Source organism: uncultured Arthrobacter sp., from assembly GCF_964021775.1.
GTDB lineage: Bacteria > Actinomycetota > Actinomycetes > Actinomycetales > Micrococcaceae > Arthrobacter.
On the sequence record NZ_CAXHZI010000014.1, the window covers coordinates 14,098 to 31,957 of the forward strand.

Below are 17,860 nucleotides of genomic sequence, written 5' to 3' on the forward strand. Positions count from 1 at the left end.
CCGCACCTGTTGTCGTTTCGAGGAAACGACAACCCGTGCGGGCTGGTTTGTTTTCGGCGGGCGCCGTTAGTTCAGCAGCGCGTCCACGAAGGTTTCGGCGTCGAAGGGCGCCAGGTCGTCCGCGCCCTCGCCGAGGCCCACCAGTTTGACCGGCACTCCGAGGGACTTCTGGATCGCGACGACGATGCCGCCCTTGGCGGTGCCGTCCAGCTTGGTCAGCACGATGCCCGTGATGTTTACGACCTCGGCGAAGACCCGGGCCTGGTTCAGGCCGTTCTGGCCGGTGGTCGCATCCAGGACCAGGAGCACCTCGTCCACCTCGGCGAGCTTTTCGATCACGCGCTTGACCTTGCCGAGCTCGTCCATCAGGCCGACCTTGTTCTGCAGCCGTCCCGCGGTGTCGATCATCACGACGTCGACTTCCTGGTCGATGCCCGCCTTGACCGCCTCGTACGCGACCGACGCCGGGTCCGCGCCGTCAATGTCGGACTTGACCGTGGGAACGCCGACGCGCTGGCCCCAGGTGGCGAGCTGCTCGGCCGCGGCGGCGCGGAAGGTGTCCGCGGCGCCGAGCAGCACGTCCTTGTCCTCGGCGACCAGGACGCGGGCCAGCTTGCCCACCGTGGTGGTCTTGCCGACGCCGTTGACGCCCACCACCATCATGACCGCGGGCTTGTCCGCGTGGCGTTCGACGTTCAGGCTGCGGTCCATGGTGGGGTCCACGAGCTTGATGAGTTCCTCGCGCAAAAGGGCCTTGACCTGCTCGGGCGAACGGGTCCCCAGCACCTTGACCCGTTCGCGGAGGGCGTCCACCAGCTGCATGGTCGGTTCGGTGCCGAGGTCCGCGAGCAGCAGGGTTTCTTCGACTTCGTCCCAGACGTTCTCGTCGATTTTGTCGGCGGAGAGCAGGGCGAGCAGGCCCTTGCCGAGGATGTTGTTGGACTTGACCAGGCGTTCGCGCAGCCGGGTCAGGCGGCCGGCCACCGGCAGCGGCGTCTCGACCGGCACGGTCTCGAGGCCCGCGACGTTGTCCGGCACCTCCACCGTTTCGAGGCCTTCGAGGTCGACGGCGTCCGTCACCGCGGTCCCGCGCGGCGGGGCCGGCCGGTCCTCCAGCAGCGTGCCGCCGCCGGAGCCCTGCACGGGGTCATTCGCGTCGCGCTGCGACGGGTAGTTGGTGATGTTCTTCCGGGTCTTCATAAGCACCGGAATCAGCGCACCGAGGACCACGAGGGCAACGAGGATGGGCAGGATAATGGGGAGGATGTCGTTCACTCCCCTAGCTTCTCATAATCCTTAAACGCGCCGCGGGCGGCGCCGCGGGTGCCCGCAGCCGCCCCCGCGCCCGGACCTCAGACGTCGGCGCCCAGCCGCTGGCTGATCACGGTGGAGACGCCGTCGCCGCGCATGGTGACGCCGTAGAGCGCGTCCGCAACCTCCATGGTGCGTTTCTGGTGCGTGATGACGATCAGCTGGCTGGACTCGCGCAGCTCCTCGAAGATCGTGATGAGCCGGCCCAGGTTGGTGTCGTCCAGGGCGGCCTCCACCTCGTCCATGACGTAGAACGGCGAGGGCCGGGCCTTGAAGATCGCCACGAGCAGCGCCACCGCCGTCAGCGACCGCTCCCCGCCGGAGAGCAGGGACAGCCGCTTGATCTTTTTCCCGGCGGGCCGGGCCTCCACCTCAATGCCGGTGGTGAGCATGTCCGAGGGGTCGGTCAGGACCAGCCGGCCCTCGCCGCCCGGGAACAGCCGGGCGAAGACCCGGACGAACTGCGCCGCGGTGTCCTCGAAGGCCTCGGCGAAGACCTTCTGCACCCGCTCGTCGACTTCCTTGATGATGTCCAGCAGGTCCTTGCGGCTGGACTTGAGGTCTTCCAGCTGGGTGCTCAGGAATTGGTGGCGCTCCTCGAGGGCCGCGAACTCCTCCAGCGCGAGCGGGTTGACCCGGCCCAGGGCGGAGAGATCCCGCTCGGCCTTCTTCAGCCGCTTCTCCTGCTCTTCGCGGACGAAGGGTTTGCCTGCGACAATTTCGCGGCCGTCCGCATCCACGGGGGCGCGGAGGGCCGCCCATTTGTCGCCGGTTTCGCCCGCCGGCACCGGCACGGGCCGGTCGGGGCCGAAGTCGGCGACGAGCTGGTCCGCGGTGAGTCCGAGCTCCTCGACGCTGCGCAGCTCGAGGGCTTCGATCCGGAGGCGCTGCTGCGCCCGGGCCAGCTCGTCCCGGTGCACGGAGTCGGTCAGCTCGGCCAGTTCGCGGGCAAGGGCGTCGTTGCCGGTGCGCACCCCCGCCAGCTCGCGCTCCATCTGCTCGCGGCGCTCCTCCGCGAGGTCGCGTTCACGGCGGGCCAGTTCCACGGACACGTCAATGAAACCGATGACCTGTTCGACGGCGGCGGACACGGCGGCGGCGCGGCGCGCCTGCAGCCGGCGGCGGCGGGCCCGTTCGGCGGCCTCTTCCCGGGCACGGCGTTCGGTCGCTGCGGCCCGTTCCAGCGACGAGGCCCGGTTGCGGATGGCGGTCAGCTGCTCCTCGGCGCTGCGGAGCGAGAGCCGGGCCTCCATCTCGGCCGAGCGTGCTGCCGACGCCGCGAGGGCGAGGGCGTCGCGGTGCTCGGGCGAGGGTTCTTCCTCGGCGGGCGCCTCCTGGGCCGCGGCCAGCCGGGCAGCGACTGCCTCCAGCGCCTCCTGGTCCGCCTGGATGTTCGCTTCTGCGCGGGCCAGCGACGCGGCGAGGCGTTCACTTTCTCCGACGGCGCTGCGCAGCACCGAGTTCAGGTGGCCCAGCCGTTCGGCCACGGCGGCCAGCCGGGCGTCCGAGTCGTGCAGCTTGTCCAGGGCGGCGTCGGCCCGTTCCTGGGCGGCGGCGCGGCGGGATTCAGCGGCGGACCGGGCGAAGCGGTTGCGCTCCAGCTCCGCACCGACGGCGGCGAGCCGGGAGGCGGCGTCGTCCACGGCGGCCTGGACTTCCAGCAGCGAGGGCACCGTGGCGGAGCCGCCGGTGACGGTGAGCGCGGTGAACACGTCCCCGGCCCGGGTCACGGCGGTCAGCTCCGGGCGGGCGGCTATGAGCTGGGCCGCTGCGTCGAGGTCCTCGACGACGGCGGTGCCGGCCAGCAGCTGTGCCAGCGGCACACTAGCGCGGGCTTTGTTTTCGGACGGGGTGACAAGCGCGGCGGCCCAGCGGGCCCCGGCGGGAAGCCCGCCGTCCTGGCCGGGGGTGGCCGTCCCGGGTGTGCCGGCCAGCAGCAGCGACGCGCGGCCGGCGTCGTCGTCCTTCAGCAGCTGCACCGCCGCGGCGGCGGACGCGGCATCACGGACGACGACGGCGTCGGAGCTGTTGCCGAGGGCGGCGGCGATGGCGGCTTCGTAGCCGGTTTCAACGCTCAGCATGCCGGCCAGGGGGCCGAGCACGCCGGGCAGCTCCGCGCCCAGCACGTGCCCGGAGCCGTCCTTGCGGTTCAGGCCCAGCTGCAGGGCATCGCGGCGGGCCACGAGGGCGTCGCGTTCCCGCTCACCGTCGCGTTCGGCCGCCGTGAGGGCGTCGATGTCCGCCACGATGGCGTCGAGGGCCTCGCTCGCGGCCTCGTATTCGGCGTCGAGGGTTTCCTCGCCGTCCTCGACGCCGGCCACCTGCGACTCGAGGGCGGTGAACTCGCTCTGCGCGAGGCGGCGCCGTTCCTCGCCGGCCTTCTGCGACTCCCTGAGGCGGCCCAGCTCAGCCTGGCCGGATTCGACCCGGGACCGCGCTGCGCCCACCTGGCCGGCGAGCCGGGCAAGCCCCTCGCGGCGGTCCGCGGCGGCCCGGAGCAGGGCGGCGAGGCGTTTGTCTTCGGCCGCCGCCGCGCTCTCAGCGTCCTGTTTGGCGGCGGTGGCGGCGTCCAGCGCGGTGCGCCGCTCGAGGATCCGGGCTTCGAGCCCGGACTGTTCCGCGCGGACCCGGGCTGCCTGCTTTTCGAGCTGCTCGGGGTCTCGGCCGGCGTCCGGGGCCGCGTCGGCGGCGCCGAGCAGGCGGCGGCGTTCTTCCGCGAGCGAGCCCAGCGAGCGCAGCCGTTCGCGCGCGGCGGAGAGCTGGTACCAGTTGTCCCGTGCGGCATTGAGCTTAGGGGTGGCCTCGGCGGCGAGCTGTTCTAGGGCGGACTGGCGCCGGCGGCCGGTTTCAAGGTCGCGTTCGACGACGGCGCGGCGCGCTTTCAGCGCGGTCTCGTCGGCGACGTCCTGCTCCAGCACGGACTGCAGCTGGACGAGGTCATCGGCCAGCAGGCGGCAGCGCGCGTCGCGGACCTCGAACTGGACGGTCTGGGCGCGGCGGGCCACCTCGGCCTGCTTGCCCAGCGGGGTGAGCTGGCGCCGGATTTCCCCGGTCAGGTCGCTGAGCCGGGCAAGGTTGGCCTGCATGGCTTCGAGTTTGCGGACCGTCTTTTCCTTGCGGCGGCGGTGTTTGAGGATGCCCGCGGCCTCCTCGATGAAGCCGCGCCGGTCCTCCGGGGTGGCGTGCAGCACCTTGTCCAGCTGCCCCTGGCCGACAATCACGTGCATTTCCCGGCCCAGCCCGGAGTCGGAAAGCAGTTCCTGGATGTCCAGCAGCCGGCAGCTGGCGCCGTTGATGGCGTATTCGGAGCCGCCGGTGCGGAACAGCGTGCGGGAGATGGTCACTTCGCTGTAGTCGATCGGGAGCGCGCCGTCGCTGTTGTCGATGGTCAGCGAGACGTGGGCGCGGCCCAGCGGCGGCCGGCCGGAGGTTCCGGCGAAGATGACGTCTTCCATCTTGCCGCCGCGCAGGGTCTTGGCGCCCTGTTCGCCCATCACCCAGGACAGCGCGTCCACCACGTTGGACTTGCCCGAGCCGTTGGGGCCCACCACGGCAGTGACGCCGGGTTCGAATTCAAACGTCGTCGCGGAAGCGAACGACTTGAATCCGCGGACGGTCAGGCTTTTGAGGTGCAAGGTGTTCCGGGTCTCCTGCTCGGTGCGGACGAGGCGCTGCTGGACGAAGGCGTGCTTCTGACGGTCGCGGTGGTGGGGTTTGGCGCCGGTACTAACAATCTACTGCGGAGCACCGTCACTTTTGTGCCAATTCCGCGCGGAACCCTCTGCGGAACCCCGGCAGAACCCCGCCGGGGCAGCCACAGGAGCCTCAGCCGCCGCAGGAGCCCCAGGCTGTGCGGGTTCCGTGTGCGGGAATGGAATGGCTCGGGGCATAGTTAAGCTCTTGGGCTTGTGCCCGGCGATGCAGCTAACGTCCCGGAGCGCGGGACGGACACGAACAGGGGCTTGATCTTGGTAGGGAACGCAACATTCAGGCACCGCAACACCGCCTTGCTGTCGGTGAGCAGCGTCGAAGCTCCGACCGTGGTTAGTTCCACGGAGTTCGACCGGCGGCTGGCGTCGACGCTGCGGCGGCTGAGGGTCCCGCCGAAACTGCTGGAACGGGTCGCCGGTATTACGCACCGGCGCTGGTGGGCGCCCGGGACCGCGTTCGACGACGCCGCCATCGAGGCGGGTGCGAAGGCACTGGCCGAGTCCGGCATCGAAGCGTCCGAGGTTGGCCTGCTGATCAACACCTCCGTCACGCGCCGCAACCTTGAACCGTCGGTCGCAGTGAAGATCCACCATGGGCTGGACCTGCCCTCCTCGGCCATGAACTTTGACCTGGCCAACGCCTGCCTCGGCTTCGTCAACGGCATGACCCTGGCCGCGAACATGATCGACTCCGGCCAGATCCGGTACGCCATGATCGTCAACGGCGAGGACGCGCAGGCAACCCAGGAAGCCACCCTGGCCCGGCTGCAGCGGCCGGAGACCACCCGCGAGGACTTCAACCGCGAGTTCGCCACGCTGACCCTCGGCTCCGGCGCCGCAGCGGCGGTCCTGGGCCCGGCGGACCAGCACCCCGGGGCGCACCGGATCCTCGGCGGCGTGATGCGCGCCGGCACCGAGCACCACGAGTTGTGCGTGGGCGGCGTCGACGGCATGGCCACCGACACCAAGGGCCTGCTTGACGGCGGCCTGCAGCTTGTGGTGGACGCCTGGCAGGAGGCGCAGCCGGAGTGGGACTGGGCCTCGATGGACCGCTACGTCACGCACCAGGTCAGCAATGCCTACACCCGGGCCATCATCGACGCGATTGACCTGGATCCGGACAAGGTGCCCATCACGTTCCCGCACTGGGGCAATGTAGGCCCGGCGTCCCTGCCCATGACCCTGGCCGCCGAGGCGCAGACCCTCGAAGCCGGGGACCGCGTGCTGTGCATGGGCGTCGGTTCCGGCCTGAACACCGCCATGATGGAAATCGTTTGGTAGCCGCCGGCTGGCCCGGCGTGGACCCCGAGTGGTCGCGCGAGGTCGACGTCGGGTCCACCTCCGCCGCGGACGCGCCCGGCACCGTGCGCCGCTGGCACCTGCTCGACAACGGGGCCCAGCTCGCCCGCCGGGGGCTGACGCCCGCGGGCACGCTGCTGTGCGTGCACGGCAACCCCACCTGGTCCTACCTGTGGCGGACCCTGCTGGCCGCCGGATCCAGCCCCGACCATCCGTGGCGCGTGGTGGCCGTGGACCAGCTGGATATGGGCTTCTCCGAGCGCACCGGCACGTTCCGGCGCCTGGCGGACCGGATCAACGACCTGGCCGACCTCACCAAGGCGCTGGGGCTGGAGGGCCCGGTGGTCACCGTCGGCCATGACTGGGGCGGCGTGATCAGCCTCGGCTGGGCCCTGGCCCATCCGCAGCAGCTCGCCGGCGTGGTGCTCACCAACACCGCCGTCCACCAGCCGGCCGGCTCCCCCATCCCGCCGGCGCTGCGGTTGGCCTTGCACCCCGCGGTGCACGGCTGGGGAACCACGACGTCGGATGCGTTCCTGCGGGTGACCCACGCCCTGGCCCACCCGCCGCTGGCCGCGGACGTCCGCCGGGCCTTTATGGCCCCCTACCGCGGCGCCGCCCGCCGCGCCGGCGTGGGGAACTTCGTCGCGGACATTCCCGCCGACGCGTCCCACCCCAGCTTCCCGGTGCTCAACCGCCTCGCCGAAGGGCTGCGCGGGCTGGAGGTTCCGGCGCTGATGCTGTGGGGACCGCGGGACCCGATCTTTTCCGACCGGTACCTCAAGGACCTCATCAGCCGGTTGCCGGCGGCCAAAGTGCACCGCTTCGAGGGTGCCGGCCATCTGGTAGCGGAAGACCGGGACATCGCTTCCCCCGTCTTCGACTGGCTTGCCGGGGAGGGCCGGGACAACGGACCAGACGTGCAGCCGCCGGCGACCGGCGACCGGGTTCCGCCGCTGTGGGCGCCCCTGACCGAACTCGCGGCCGGACCGGCCGGCGCGGACACCGCCGTCGCGGAAATGGCCGCTGACGGCAGCGTGGCCCGCACGCTCAGCTGGCAGCAGCTTGAACAGGATGTCGCCGCCCTCGCGGCGGGCCTGCGGGAGGCCGGTGTGGCGAACGGCAGCCGGGTGAGCCTGATGGTGCCGCCGGGCGTGGACCTCACCGTGGTGCTCTACGCCTGCCTGCGGCTGGGCGCGGTGGTGGTCGTGGCCGACGCCGGCCTGGGCACCCGCGGCCTGAGCCGCGCGGTGAAGGGCGCCACCCCGGATTTCCTGATCGGCATCGACAAGGCGCTGGCGGCAGCCGCGGCCCTCGGCTGGTCGGGGCGGCGCATCAGCGTCCGGGACCTCCCTGCCGCACAACGTCGCCTCCTCGGCGTTGAAACGTCCCTCGCTGCCCTCGCCCGCCGCGGTGCCGCCCTGGGCCCGGCAGCCGCCGCCCCGGCAGCCGCCGCCCCGGCAGCCGCCGCCCCGGCTCCGGCGCCGGATGCCCCCGCCGCGGTGCTCTTCACCTCCGGCTCCACCGGTCCGGCCAAGGGCGTGCTGTACACGCACCGGCAGCTGGCCGCGATGCGGGACACCGTGGCCGCGACGCTGGGCATCCGTCCGGGCGCCCGCCTGGTGGCCGGCTTCGCGCCGTTCGCGCTGCTGGGTCCGGCGCTCGGGGCGGTCTCGGTGACGCCCGCCATGGACGTCACCGTGCCCCGCACCCTGACGGCCCGCGCGCTGGCGGACGCCGCCGCAGCAATCGAGGCCACGGTGGTCTTCGCCTCCCCCGCGGCGCTGCGCAACGTCGTCGCGACCCGGGCCGATCTGGGCCGCGCCGGGCACGAGGCCCTGGGCCGCGTGGAGCTGCTGCTGTCCGCGGGCGCGCCGGTCCCCGAGCCCCTCCTGGCCCAGGTGCAGGGGCTGCTGCCGGCGGCCTCGCTGCATACCCCGTACGGGATGACGGAGGCGCTGCCGGTGACGGACATCAGCCTCGAACAGATTCGCGCCGCGGAGGCTGACGCGGCCGCCGGCACGGTGGCGGGGGCCGGCAACGGCGTCTGCGTGGGCCGGCCGGTGCACGGCGCCCGCACGGCCGTCATCCCGCTCGCCGCGGACGGCACGGCCCCGGGGAACGAGCCTGTCACGGACGCGGGAGTGACCGGCGAGATCCTGGTCAGCGCCCCGCACGTGAAGGATGCCTACGACAGGCTTTGGCTGACCCAGCGCGAGAGCGTCCGGACCCCCGGCTGGCACCGCACCGGCGACGTCGGGCACTTCGACGCCGCCGGCCGGCTCTGGGTGGAGGGACGCCTCGTGCACGTCGTGACGGCGCCGGGCGCGGTGGTGACGCCCGTCGGCGCCGAGCAGGCCATCGAACGCCTGGACGACGTCGGACTGGCCGCCGTCGTCGGGGTCGGTCCGGCCGGGACGCAGGCGGTCGTCGCCGTCGTCGAAACCGTCCCGCCGGTGCGCCGGGCGGGCCCCGCGGCGCCGCAGCTCGCCGGACGCGTCCGGGACGCGGCGCGCCGGGCCGGCGTCAGCATCTCCGCGGTGCTCGCCGTCCCTTCCCAGCCCACCGACATCCGGCACAACGCCAAGATCGACCGGACCCGCCTGGCCCGGTGGGCGTCCGCGGTGCTGGCCGGCGGCCGGCCGGGCACGCCGTGAGGGTCCTCGTCACCGGCGCCAGCGGCCTGCTCGGCGGCGAAGTCGCCCGGCTGCTGGTCCGGCAGGGCCACACCGTCACCACCTTCCAGCGCCGGCCGTCCGGCATCGACGGCGCCGCCGACGCCGCCGGGTCCGTCACGGACGACGACGCCGTCCGCCGCGCCGTGGCCGGCGCCGAGGGCGTCATCCACCTGGCCGCGAAGGTCTCCTTCACCGGCCGCGCCGCGGAGTTCGACGAGGTCAACGTCGAGGGCACCCGCCGGCTGCTGGCGGCCGCCCGCGGCGCCGGCGTGCGGGACCTGGTGTTCGTTTCCTCCCCGTCCGTGGCCAACTCCGGGGCCGCGATCGCCGGCCTGGGCGCCGAGCCGGCGGACCCGGTGCGCGCCCACGGGGACTACTCCCGTACCAAAGCCGCGGCCGAAGTGCTGGCGCTGGCCGCGGATTCGCCGGACTTCCGGGTCGCGGCGGTGCGCCCGCACATCGTCTGGGGCCCGGGCGACACGCAGCTGGTGGAACGGGTGCTGGACCGTGCCGGCCGGCGCCGCCTGCCGCTGCTCGACACCGGCGCGGCCCTGATCGACACCACCTACGTGGACAACGCCGCGTCCGCGATCGTCGCCGCGCTGCACCGCATGGACCACATCCACGGCCGGGCGCTGGTGGTCAGCAACGGTGAACCCCGCCCGGTCGGCGAGCTGCTGGCGGGTATCTGCGCCGCCGGCGGCGTCCCCGCACCGTCCTGGAGCGTCCCGGGCAGGCTCGCGCGGGCGGCAGGATCGGTGGTGGAGAGGCTCTGGTCCCGGGCCGGCCGGGCGGACGAGCCGCCCATGACCCGTTTCCTCGCCGAGCAGCTTTCCACCGCGCACTGGTTCGACCAGCGCGAGACCCGCGAACTCCTCGACTGGACCCCCGCGGTGTCGCTGGACGAGGGCCTGGCACGGCTGGCCCGGCACTACGGGTCGGCCTAGCTTCGTTACCAGCGCCCGTTCCGGGGCCGCGGCTGGCAGACCGGGCAGGTGTAGGAGGAGCGGTTCATGAACTGTTCGCGCTTCATCACGCTCACGATGCCCGCCGCGGCGCAGCGCCGGCATTCCTGGCCCACGCGGCCGTAGGCATTCAGGGACCGCTCGAAGTAGCCGGACGCGCCGTTGACGTTGACGTAGAGGGAATCGAAGCTGGTTCCCCCGGCGGCGAGGGCATCCGTCATGACCTGCCGGGCGGCGTCGAGCACCCGCAGGGCCTCGGACCGGCGGAGCGTGTCCGTGGGCCGGGCGTAGTGGAGCTTGGCCAGCCAGAGCGCCTCATCGGCGTAGATGTTCCCGATCCCGGAGACCAGGGCCTGGTCCAGCAGCGCCCGCTTGAGGCCGGTCTTGCGCGCCCGGAGCCGCTGGTAGAACAGGTCAAAGGAAAAATGCGGGTCCAGGGGGTCCCGGGCAATGTGTGCGGCCTCTTCGGCGATCAGCGGCAGCGGCGTTTCCGCGAGGCCGCCGGCCTGGCCGTCCAGGGTGGGGACCAGCGCGGTGAGGAACAGGCCGCCGAAGATCCGCTGGTCCACGAACCGCAGTTGTTCGGGCATGCCCGCGGCCGGGCTCAGCCGCAGCCGGATTTTCAGGTGCTTCTCGTCCGCCACGGCGGCGTCCTGCATCAGGAGCTGGCCGGACATCCCCAGGTGTGCCATCAGCGCGACGGCGGGGGCCGGCGCAGCGGTGCCCGGTTCGGCGGGCGTATCTGCCAGCGGGAGCCAGAGGAATTTGCCGCGGCGCACGACGTCGAGGACCCGGGCGCCTTCCAGGTTGCCGGCGAAGTCCTCGGCGCCGAGCGCGTGCCGGCGGATGGAGCGCGGGTCCAGCACGTCCACGTCGGTGATCGTCCGGCCGCGCACCCAGTTCACCAGGCCGCGCCGGACAACTTCCACCTCGGGCAGTTCGGGCAAGGAGGCGCCTAGCTGCCGGTCTGGGTCTTGAGCGGCGCGGCAGCAGCCGGCGCCGCAGCGGCGTCGGCCGGCGCGTGACCCGAAGCAGCCGGCGCGTCACCGGCAGCGGCCGGGGCGGGCGCGGAGAGCCGGCGCCAAGCGTCGGCGGCCGCTTCCTGCTCGGCTTCCTTCTTGGAGTTGCCCGAGCCGGTGCCGTAGTCGTTGCCGCCGATCCGCAGTACGGCTTCGAATGTCCGCGCGTGGTCCGGGCCGGAGCCCTCCACGGCGTAGTTGATGGTGCCGAGCTGGCGGCTGGCGGCGAGCTCCTGGATGGAAGTCTTCCAGTCGGTGCCGGCGCCGAGCGCGGCCGCGTCCTGGAGCAGCGGGCCGACCAGGCGCATGACCAGCCGGCGTGCGGTTTCCAGGTCGTTGGACAGGTAGGTCGCGCCGATCAGCGCTTCCATGGTGTCCGCCAGGATGGAGGCCTTGTTCTTGCCCTCGGTGAGCTTTTCGCCCTGGCCGAGGTAGATGTACTCCCCCAGCCCGATGCTGCGGCCGATTCCGGCCAGCGCCCGGGTGCTAACGACCGCGGAGCGGCGCTTGGCCAGGTCCCCTTCGGGCAGCTCGGGGTTGTCGCGGTACAGCGCGTCGGTGACGGAGAAGCCCAGGATGGAGTCGCCCAGGAACTCGAGCCGCTCGTTGGTGGGGATGCCGCCGTTTTCGTAGGCGTAGGAACGGTGTGTGAGAGCAAGACGAAGCGTCCCGGCGTCAATAGAGACACCGAGACGCTTCAGAAGCTCTTCAGTTGAAGACATCTTAGTCAGCCTGTTGGCGGATTAGACGTCTGCGACCTTGCGGCCCTTGTACTCAAGGAACAGCGCGGTGCCAGCCGAGTCGGTAACGACCTTTGCCTGGTGCGGCAGGCTGTAAACAACCTGTCCGTTTTCCACGGTCTTCACCAGGTGGGGGGCGGTTGCCTTCCACTGGGAGCGGCGGGCGCGGGTATTCGAGCGAGACATTTTCCGCTTCGGGACAGCCACGGCTAACTCATTTCTCTCTAGTCCAACACTTACAAATCAGTTTTGCCGGTCAGGCTTAGCCAGATCAGCTAGGGCAGCCCACCGAGGATCTACGACCTCGTGGTGGTGCCCCGGCTCGTCTTCCAGGCGAACTCCGCATTCGGAGCAAAGGCCCTGGCAGTCTTCCCGGCACACCGGCTGGAACGGCAGCATAGTGACAACTGCGTCCCGCAACACCGGTTCAAGATCGATTAGATCGTGCTCGACTCGACGTTGCTCTTGTTCATCTTCCTCATCCGGGAATTCAGCATCCCCGTAGAAGAAAAGTTCTTGCACATTGACCTCAAGGTCATACGCAAGGGGATCCAGGCATCGACCGCATTCGCCGGTTACTTCAACAACCGCGGTGCCTGATACCAGAATTCCTTCGTGTACGGCCTCCAGGCGCAGATCCAGCTCAACATCCGAGCCTTCCTGCACACCAATGAGCGCCACACCAAGATCACTTGGCGCGGGTACATGTTCCGTCAGTGTCCGCATGCTTCCCGGACTGCGTCCGAGGTCCTTGACGTCGAACGCCAAGGGCGAACTAGCATCTCGTTTAATGAGAACTCCTGTTGAACATATGACCGACGTACCATCTTAGCCTGAACTTACCAACGGACTCAAACCGGACGGCAGCGCACGGTTCAGCACCGCGCACCGGCCCCGGCAAGGGCCGCGCAACCGGCAGCAGGCCGCCGAGTACCGATCAAGCTTACCCTCTGCGGGGCTGATCCTGGACCGGCTCGCCGGAGCCCAGCCGTTTCAGCACGGACTTCGGTACAAAGTCCGAGACGTCCCCGCCAAGGGTGAACACTTCCTTGATCAAAGTGGAAGACAGGTGCAGGTAATGGCCCTCGGCGGGAATGAACACCGTTTCGACGCCGGTCAGCTGCCGGTTCATGGTGGCCATCGGCAGCTCGTAGTCAAAGTCCGAGGAGGAGCGCAGGCCCTTCACGATCGCGTTGGCCCCGCGCTGCCGGCAGTACTCGGCGAGCAGGCCCTCGCCCACGGGTTCCACCACAATGCCGCGCAGCGACGCCAGGGTTTCCCGGGCCATGTCCAGGCGTTCCTCAAGCCCGAAGCGGTACTTCTTGGCATAGTTGGTGGACACTGCCACGATGACCTCGTCGAAGAGGCCGGCCGCCCGGGCAATGACTTCCAGGTGGCCGTTGTGAATAGGGTCAAAGGAGCCAGGGCATACGGCGCGTCTCATGCTCCGAACCTACCCCATCGGCCTTGCGCTCCGGGATAGCATGGCGGAATGTCAGCATCTAACAGTTCTACTGCCGCGTCAGCGCCCGCGCCGTTCACCGTCTCCGGCGGCACCGTCCTTGTCACCGGCGCCGCCATGGGCATGGGCCGGCTGTATGCGCTGCGCGCGGCGCGCGAGGGAGCCGCCGTCGTGATCCTCTGGGACGTCGACGCCGACGGCCTGGCCCGGACGGCCGGCGAGGTCACCGCGCTCGGGGCGCGCGCCGTCGTCCGCCGGGTGGATCTGGCCAGCCGGGAGGCGATCGCGGAGGCCGCCCGGGAGGCGGCGTCCGAGGGTCCGCTGACCCTGCTGGTCAATAACGCCGGGATCGTGCGCGGCGCCCTGTTCTGGGAACACGAGCCGGCGCGGGACATCGCGCTGACCATGGCCATCAACGCCCTCGCCCCGATGTACGTCACGCACGCCTTCCTGCCGGCCATGATGGCCGACGGCGGGCGGCCGCGCCGGATCCTGAACATCGCCTCCGCCGCGGGCACCGTCTCCAACCCGCGGATGAGCGTCTACGCCGCCTCCAAGTGGGCGGTCATCGGCTGGAGCGACTCGCTGCGGCTGGAACTCGAACAGCAGGGCTACGGCCACCTCAAGGTCACCACGTTCTGCCCCAGCTACATCTCCACCGGCATGTTCGCCGGCGCCCGGGGCCCGCTCTTCACTCCCCTGATGACCCCGGACGACGCCGTCAACCGCGCCTGGCGCGCCACGGCTGCCGGCCAGCCGCAGCTGATTGCCCCGGCGACGGCTCAGCTGGGCAAGGTGCTGCGCGGGCTGCTGCCGGTCAGGGCGTGGGACTTCGTGGGCGGGAAGATCTTCGGCATCTACACCACCATGGACAAGTTCACCGGCCGCAGCGGAGCCGCAGCAGAAGAATCCGGCAAGGCGGAAACCCGGTGAGCGGGCAGCCGCTGGCCCCGTGGCAGCGCGCGGCCCTCGGGGCCAACCTGCTCTCCCCCACCGGGGAGCTGGGCGTCACCATTTTCGAGGAGATGACCACGCTGGCGCTCAGCACCGGCGCCATCAACCTCGGCCAGGGCTTCCCGGATGAGGACGGCCCGGCGGAGATCAAGGACGCCGCGCAGGCCGCCATCGCCGCCGGCGCCAACCAATACGCCCCCGGCAAGGGCATCCTGGAGCTGCGGGAGGCCATCTCCCTGCACCAGGAACGGTTCTACGGCCTGACCCCGGATCCGCAGACCGAAATCATCGTCACCACCGGCGCCACCGAGGCCATCGCGGCCGCGCTGCTGGCCCTGGTGGGTCCCGGCGACGAGGTCCTCACCTTCGAGCCGTTCTACGACTCCTACGGCGCCATCATCGGGCTCTCCGGCGCCCGGCACGTCACCGCGCCGCTGCTGGCTCCGGACTTCATGCCCGACCTCGACGCGCTGGCGGCGGCGTTCACCGACCGCACCAAGGTGGTGCTGGTGAACAACCCGCACAACCCCACCGGTGCGGTGTTCCCGCGCGAGGTCCTGGAACGCATCGTCGAGCTCGCCACCGAGCACGACGCCGTGATCATCACCGACGAGGTCTACGAACACCTCACGTTCGGCGCCCGGCACCTGCCGATCGCGACGCTGCCCGGAGCGGCCGGGCGCACCCTGACCATTTCGTCCGCCGGCAAGACCTTTTCCTTTACCGGGTGGAAGGTCGGCTGGCTCAGCGGCCCGGAACACCTCGTGGCCGCGGCCCGGACGGTCAAGCAGTTCCTCAGCTACAGTTCCGGAACCCCGTTCCAGAGCGCCATTGCGGTGGGACTGGGCCTGCCGGACGAGTTCTACGCCGGCATCGCGGACACGCTGCGGCTCAAACGCGACATCCTCAGCGAGGGGCTGCGTGCGGCGGGGCTGGAGGTCTTCACCCCGCAGGGCACCTACTTCGTGAACGTGGACACCGCCCCGCTGGGCATTTCGGATGCGGTGGACCTGGCCCGCCGGCTGCCGGCATTGGTGGGCGTCGCCGCCATCCCGGTCCCAGTGTTCTGCCATCCGGAGGGCGCCGAGCGGACCCGCAGCCTGCTCCGGTTCGCGTTTTGCAAGCGGACCCACGTCCTGGAGGAAGCCGCCGAACGGCTCGCCACCCTCCGGTACGTGCTGTGAGTACCGACGGCGCCCCGACGGCCACCCGCTTCCTGCGGACCACCGGCCAGCACGCCGTGATCGAGCCGGACGCGTTCACCGACGGCGGGTTTGTATTGAGCATTGGCGGGGCCGAGCAGTCCCACGTCAACCTGGCCGAGCCGGATGACATCTTCTACGAGTACCTGCGCCGGATCGGCCACGTGGTGGACCTCGCGGCGCCGTGGGGCGAACCCATCACCGCCCTGCACCTGGGCGCCGGCGCACTGACCCTGGCGCGGTACATCCAGGCCACCCGGCCCGGCTCGGTGCAGTATGCGGTGGAGCTAGAGCGGGAACTGCTGGACTTCGTGCTGCAGCAGCTGCCGATGCCGGAGAGGACCCAGCTGCACACGGTGATCGGCGACGCCCGCGAGTCGCTGGCCGCGCTGCCGGCGGAGCTGCGTTTCGACGTCGTGATCCTGGACATTTTCTCCGGGCCGGAGGCACCGGAGCATCTTGCCTGCACCGAGTTCTACCAGGAGGCCGCGGCCCGGCTGACCCCGCGCGGCGTCCTGGTCATCAACGTCGGCGACGAACCGGGCCTGACCCTGGTCCGCAGCCAGGTCGCTGCGCTGCGCCGGGCGATGGCCGATGTGGCCGCGTTCGCCGAGACCGGCATGTTCGCCGGCCGGCACCCCGGCAACATCATCCTGGCGGGCACGCAGGGCCCGTGGCCCGAGGCCTGGACGGCGGCGCTGACGGCCCGCGGCCCGCACCCGGCGAAGGTGCTCTCCGGCGTCGAGCTGGATGTGCTCTCTGCCTGATCAGGCGCTCAGCCGAAGGCGATCTTGCGCAGCAGGACGCGGAGCTGATCCCGTTCGGGACCGTCCAGCGCTGCCAGGGACCTGTTTTCGGCAGTCCGGACAGCTGCCGCGGCCCGCTGGTACAGCTCCATCCCGGCCGCCGTCGGGCGGATAACCTTGGAGCGGCGGTCGCGGGAATCGGCGGCGCGGGACACTAGCCCGCGCTGTTCCAGCGCGTCAACCAGGGCCACAATCTGGCTGGGATCCAGCCGCAGGAAGTCGGCGAGCTCGCGCTGGGATGGCTCCGAGCCGCCGCAGACCACTGCCAGGACCGAGTAGGAGCGCACCTTCAGCTCCAGCGGGGCCAGCATGGCGTTCGCGTGGGCGCTGCCCAGGGCCCGGGCCCGCGCGGCCAGGAACTCAATTTCGTCCACCAGGTCGCCGGCGAGAAGACGGTCCGGGACAGCCGCAACGGCGGCGCCCTCCCAGGGGTTCCCGACGTGCTCGGTTGATTCGGCCACAGGTCCTCGCAGCTTCCGGTTGGCTCCGCAGAGCGCTTGACAGCCTCAACGATACCGCCGGCCGCCGGCACTTCGTGAATAGTTGAAAAAATTATCATTGACAATCTCAACTATATGGGTTGTCATGTACATACCTTCGGGGCTGCCGTCAGGTTGTTTGCCCGGCAAGGTGCCCCGATCGTCTGATAACTCACCCCAAGGAAGTGGACTGTTATGAAGAGACTCACCTTTGCCGCCGTCGGCGTGGCCGCGGCACTGCTGCTCACCGGCTGCGGCAGCGGGTCGCCGTCCGGATCCACCTCGTCCGCCCCGGCCGCGGGAAGCGACGGCATGCGCAACATCAGCATCGGTGTGATCTCGATTGCCCCGTCCGCTGCCGTGAAGCTGGGCATCGATGAGGGCGTCTTCGCCAAGCACAAGCTGAAGGTGGAGCTGCAGAGCGGCCAGGGCGGGGCGGCGATGCTTCCCGCCGTCTCCACCGGAACGATGAACTTCGCCGTGGGGAACCCGCTGTCCGTGCTCCTGGCCAAGAACAAGGGCCTGGACATGCGGATCGTCTCCGGCTATTCGAACTCGCTCGCCACCGGCAAGGACATCAACGGGGTCGTCGCCAAGGCGGACTCCGGCATTGCCTCGGCCAAGGACCTTGCCGGCAAGAAGGTGGCGGTGAACACCATCAACGCGCAGGGAGACCTGACCATCAAGGAGGTCGTCTCCAAGCAGGGCGGCGATCCGAACGCGGTCAAGTTCCTTGAGCTGCCGTTCCAGGACATGGGGGCACAGCTGGCCCAGGGCAACGTGGACGCCGTCTGGGTCCCCGAGCCGTTCCTCTCCAAGCTCCTGGGCGAAGGCAACAAGCTGGTGACCTACAACAACCAGGAGGCGCTGCCGGGCCTGCCCACCATGGTGACCTTCACCAGCGGCAGCTATGCCCAGCAGAACCCGCAGGTGGTTGCCGACTTCAAGGCGGCCATGACGGAAACCCTGGCCCTGGCGCAGAGCAACCCGGACAAGGTCCGGGCCCTGCTCCCGGAGTTCATGAAGATGCCCGAGGCGGTGGCCTCGAAGCTGCGGCTGGAGGACTTCGACGGGAAGCTGAACGAACCCGTCCTGGGCAAGCTCGGCGAGCTGATGGCCAAGTACGGCATTGTGCCCTCGACGCCGGACGTGTCAGGCACAATCCTGAAATAGCGGTTCCCGGGGATAGAGAAGGGACGACGGCGGGAGGTTCCGCCGTCGTCCCTTCTTTATGC

General features: G+C 70.5%; 15 protein-coding genes. 7 read left to right on the top strand and 8 right to left on the bottom strand.

Annotation, left to right across the window (positions count from 1 at the left end):
- Window positions 1-66: 66 nt before the first annotated feature.
- Window positions 67-1,275, bottom strand: coding sequence for a signal recognition particle-docking protein FtsY (gene ftsY / locus ABIN76_RS12265; protein ID WP_346959970.1), 1,209 nt, complete (start codon window positions 1,273-1,275; stop codon window positions 67-69).
- 77 nt (window positions 1,276-1,352) lie between these two features.
- Window positions 1,353-4,946, bottom strand: coding sequence for a chromosome segregation protein SMC (smc, locus tag ABIN76_RS12270; RefSeq protein WP_346959971.1), 3,594 nt, complete (start codon window positions 4,944-4,946; stop codon window positions 1,353-1,355).
- Window positions 4,947-5,279: 333 nt separating this feature from the next.
- Between smc and ABIN76_RS12275 the strand changes: the two genes are divergently transcribed.
- The 3 genes from ABIN76_RS12275 to ABIN76_RS12285 are packed head-to-tail and all read left to right on the top strand — an operon-like array spanning window position 5,280 to window position 9,945.
- Complete coding sequence (locus tag ABIN76_RS12275; RefSeq protein ID WP_346959972.1) at window positions 5,280-6,302, top strand: 3-oxoacyl-ACP synthase III; 1,023 nt, start codon at window positions 5,280-5,282, stop codon at window positions 6,300-6,302.
- Window positions 6,296-8,977, top strand: coding sequence for an alpha/beta fold hydrolase (locus ABIN76_RS12280; RefSeq protein ID WP_346959973.1), 2,682 nt, complete (start codon window positions 6,296-6,298; stop codon window positions 8,975-8,977). Before ABIN76_RS12275 ends, ABIN76_RS12280 begins: the two co-directional genes overlap by 7 nt.
- Window positions 8,974-9,945, top strand: a complete 972-nt coding sequence (locus ABIN76_RS12285) for an NAD-dependent epimerase/dehydratase family protein (RefSeq protein WP_346959974.1) — start codon at window positions 8,974-8,976, stop codon at window positions 9,943-9,945. Before ABIN76_RS12280 ends, ABIN76_RS12285 begins: the two co-directional genes overlap by 4 nt.
- A 5-nt stretch (window positions 9,946-9,950) precedes the next feature.
- Here ABIN76_RS12285 and mutM read toward each other — a convergent pair whose 3' ends face one another.
- The 5 genes from mutM to coaD all read right to left on the bottom strand — a co-directional run bounded on the left by mutM (window position 9,951) and on the right by coaD (window position 13,166).
- Window positions 9,951-10,910, bottom strand: coding sequence for a bifunctional DNA-formamidopyrimidine glycosylase/DNA-(apurinic or apyrimidinic site) lyase (gene mutM, locus ABIN76_RS12290; RefSeq protein WP_346959975.1), 960 nt, complete (start codon window positions 10,908-10,910; stop codon window positions 9,951-9,953).
- Between the two features lie 8 nt (window positions 10,911-10,918).
- On the bottom strand, window positions 10,919-11,704 hold the full coding sequence (gene rnc, locus ABIN76_RS12295; protein WP_346959976.1) for a ribonuclease III: 786 nt from the start codon (window positions 11,702-11,704) through the stop codon (window positions 10,919-10,921).
- A gap of 21 nt (window positions 11,705-11,725) precedes the next feature.
- Window positions 11,726-11,929 (bottom strand): 50S ribosomal protein L32, encoded by a 204-nt coding sequence (gene rpmF / locus ABIN76_RS12300; RefSeq protein ID WP_056738282.1) that lies wholly within the window; start codon window positions 11,927-11,929, stop codon window positions 11,726-11,728.
- 36 nt (window positions 11,930-11,965) lie between these two features.
- Window positions 11,966-12,490: a DUF177 domain-containing protein gene (locus ABIN76_RS12305; protein WP_346959977.1), complete on the bottom strand. Its 525-nt coding sequence runs from the start codon at window positions 12,488-12,490 to the stop codon at window positions 11,966-11,968.
- Between the two features lie 175 nt (window positions 12,491-12,665).
- Complete coding sequence (gene coaD, locus ABIN76_RS12310) at window positions 12,666-13,166, bottom strand: pantetheine-phosphate adenylyltransferase (protein ID WP_346959978.1); 501 nt, start codon at window positions 13,164-13,166, stop codon at window positions 12,666-12,668.
- Between the two features lie 48 nt (window positions 13,167-13,214).
- Here coaD and ABIN76_RS12315 point away from each other — a divergent pair, with 48 nt between their 5' ends.
- Genes ABIN76_RS12315 through ABIN76_RS12325 form a run of 3 tightly spaced genes read left to right on the top strand, consistent with a single transcriptional unit; the run spans window position 13,215 to window position 16,107 of the window.
- Entirely contained in the window at window positions 13,215-14,117 is a 903-nt protein-coding gene (locus ABIN76_RS12315) for an SDR family NAD(P)-dependent oxidoreductase (protein WP_346959979.1), read from the top strand.
- Window positions 14,114-15,322 (top strand): aminotransferase class I/II-fold pyridoxal phosphate-dependent enzyme, encoded by a 1,209-nt coding sequence (locus tag ABIN76_RS12320; RefSeq protein WP_346959980.1) that lies wholly within the window; start codon window positions 14,114-14,116, stop codon window positions 15,320-15,322. The genes ABIN76_RS12315 and ABIN76_RS12320 overlap by 4 nt, the downstream gene beginning before the upstream one ends.
- Window positions 15,319-16,107: a fused MFS/spermidine synthase gene (locus ABIN76_RS12325; RefSeq protein ID WP_346959981.1), complete on the top strand. Its 789-nt coding sequence runs from the start codon at window positions 15,319-15,321 to the stop codon at window positions 16,105-16,107. Before ABIN76_RS12320 ends, ABIN76_RS12325 begins: the two co-directional genes overlap by 4 nt.
- 8 nt (window positions 16,108-16,115) lie before the next feature.
- Here ABIN76_RS12325 and ABIN76_RS12330 read toward each other — a convergent pair whose 3' ends face one another.
- Window positions 16,116-16,607, bottom strand: coding sequence for a MarR family transcriptional regulator (locus tag ABIN76_RS12330; RefSeq protein WP_346959982.1), 492 nt, complete (start codon window positions 16,605-16,607; stop codon window positions 16,116-16,118).
- 213 nt (window positions 16,608-16,820) lie between these two features.
- On the opposite strand from ABIN76_RS12330, the gene ABIN76_RS12335 reads away from it, so the two are divergent.
- Window positions 16,821-17,798 carry an ABC transporter substrate-binding protein gene (locus tag ABIN76_RS12335; protein ID WP_346959983.1) on the top strand — a complete coding sequence of 326 codons (978 nt, stop codon included), beginning with the start codon at window positions 16,821-16,823 and terminating at the stop codon, window positions 17,796-17,798.
- The last annotated feature ends 62 nt before the right edge of the window (window positions 17,799-17,860 follow it).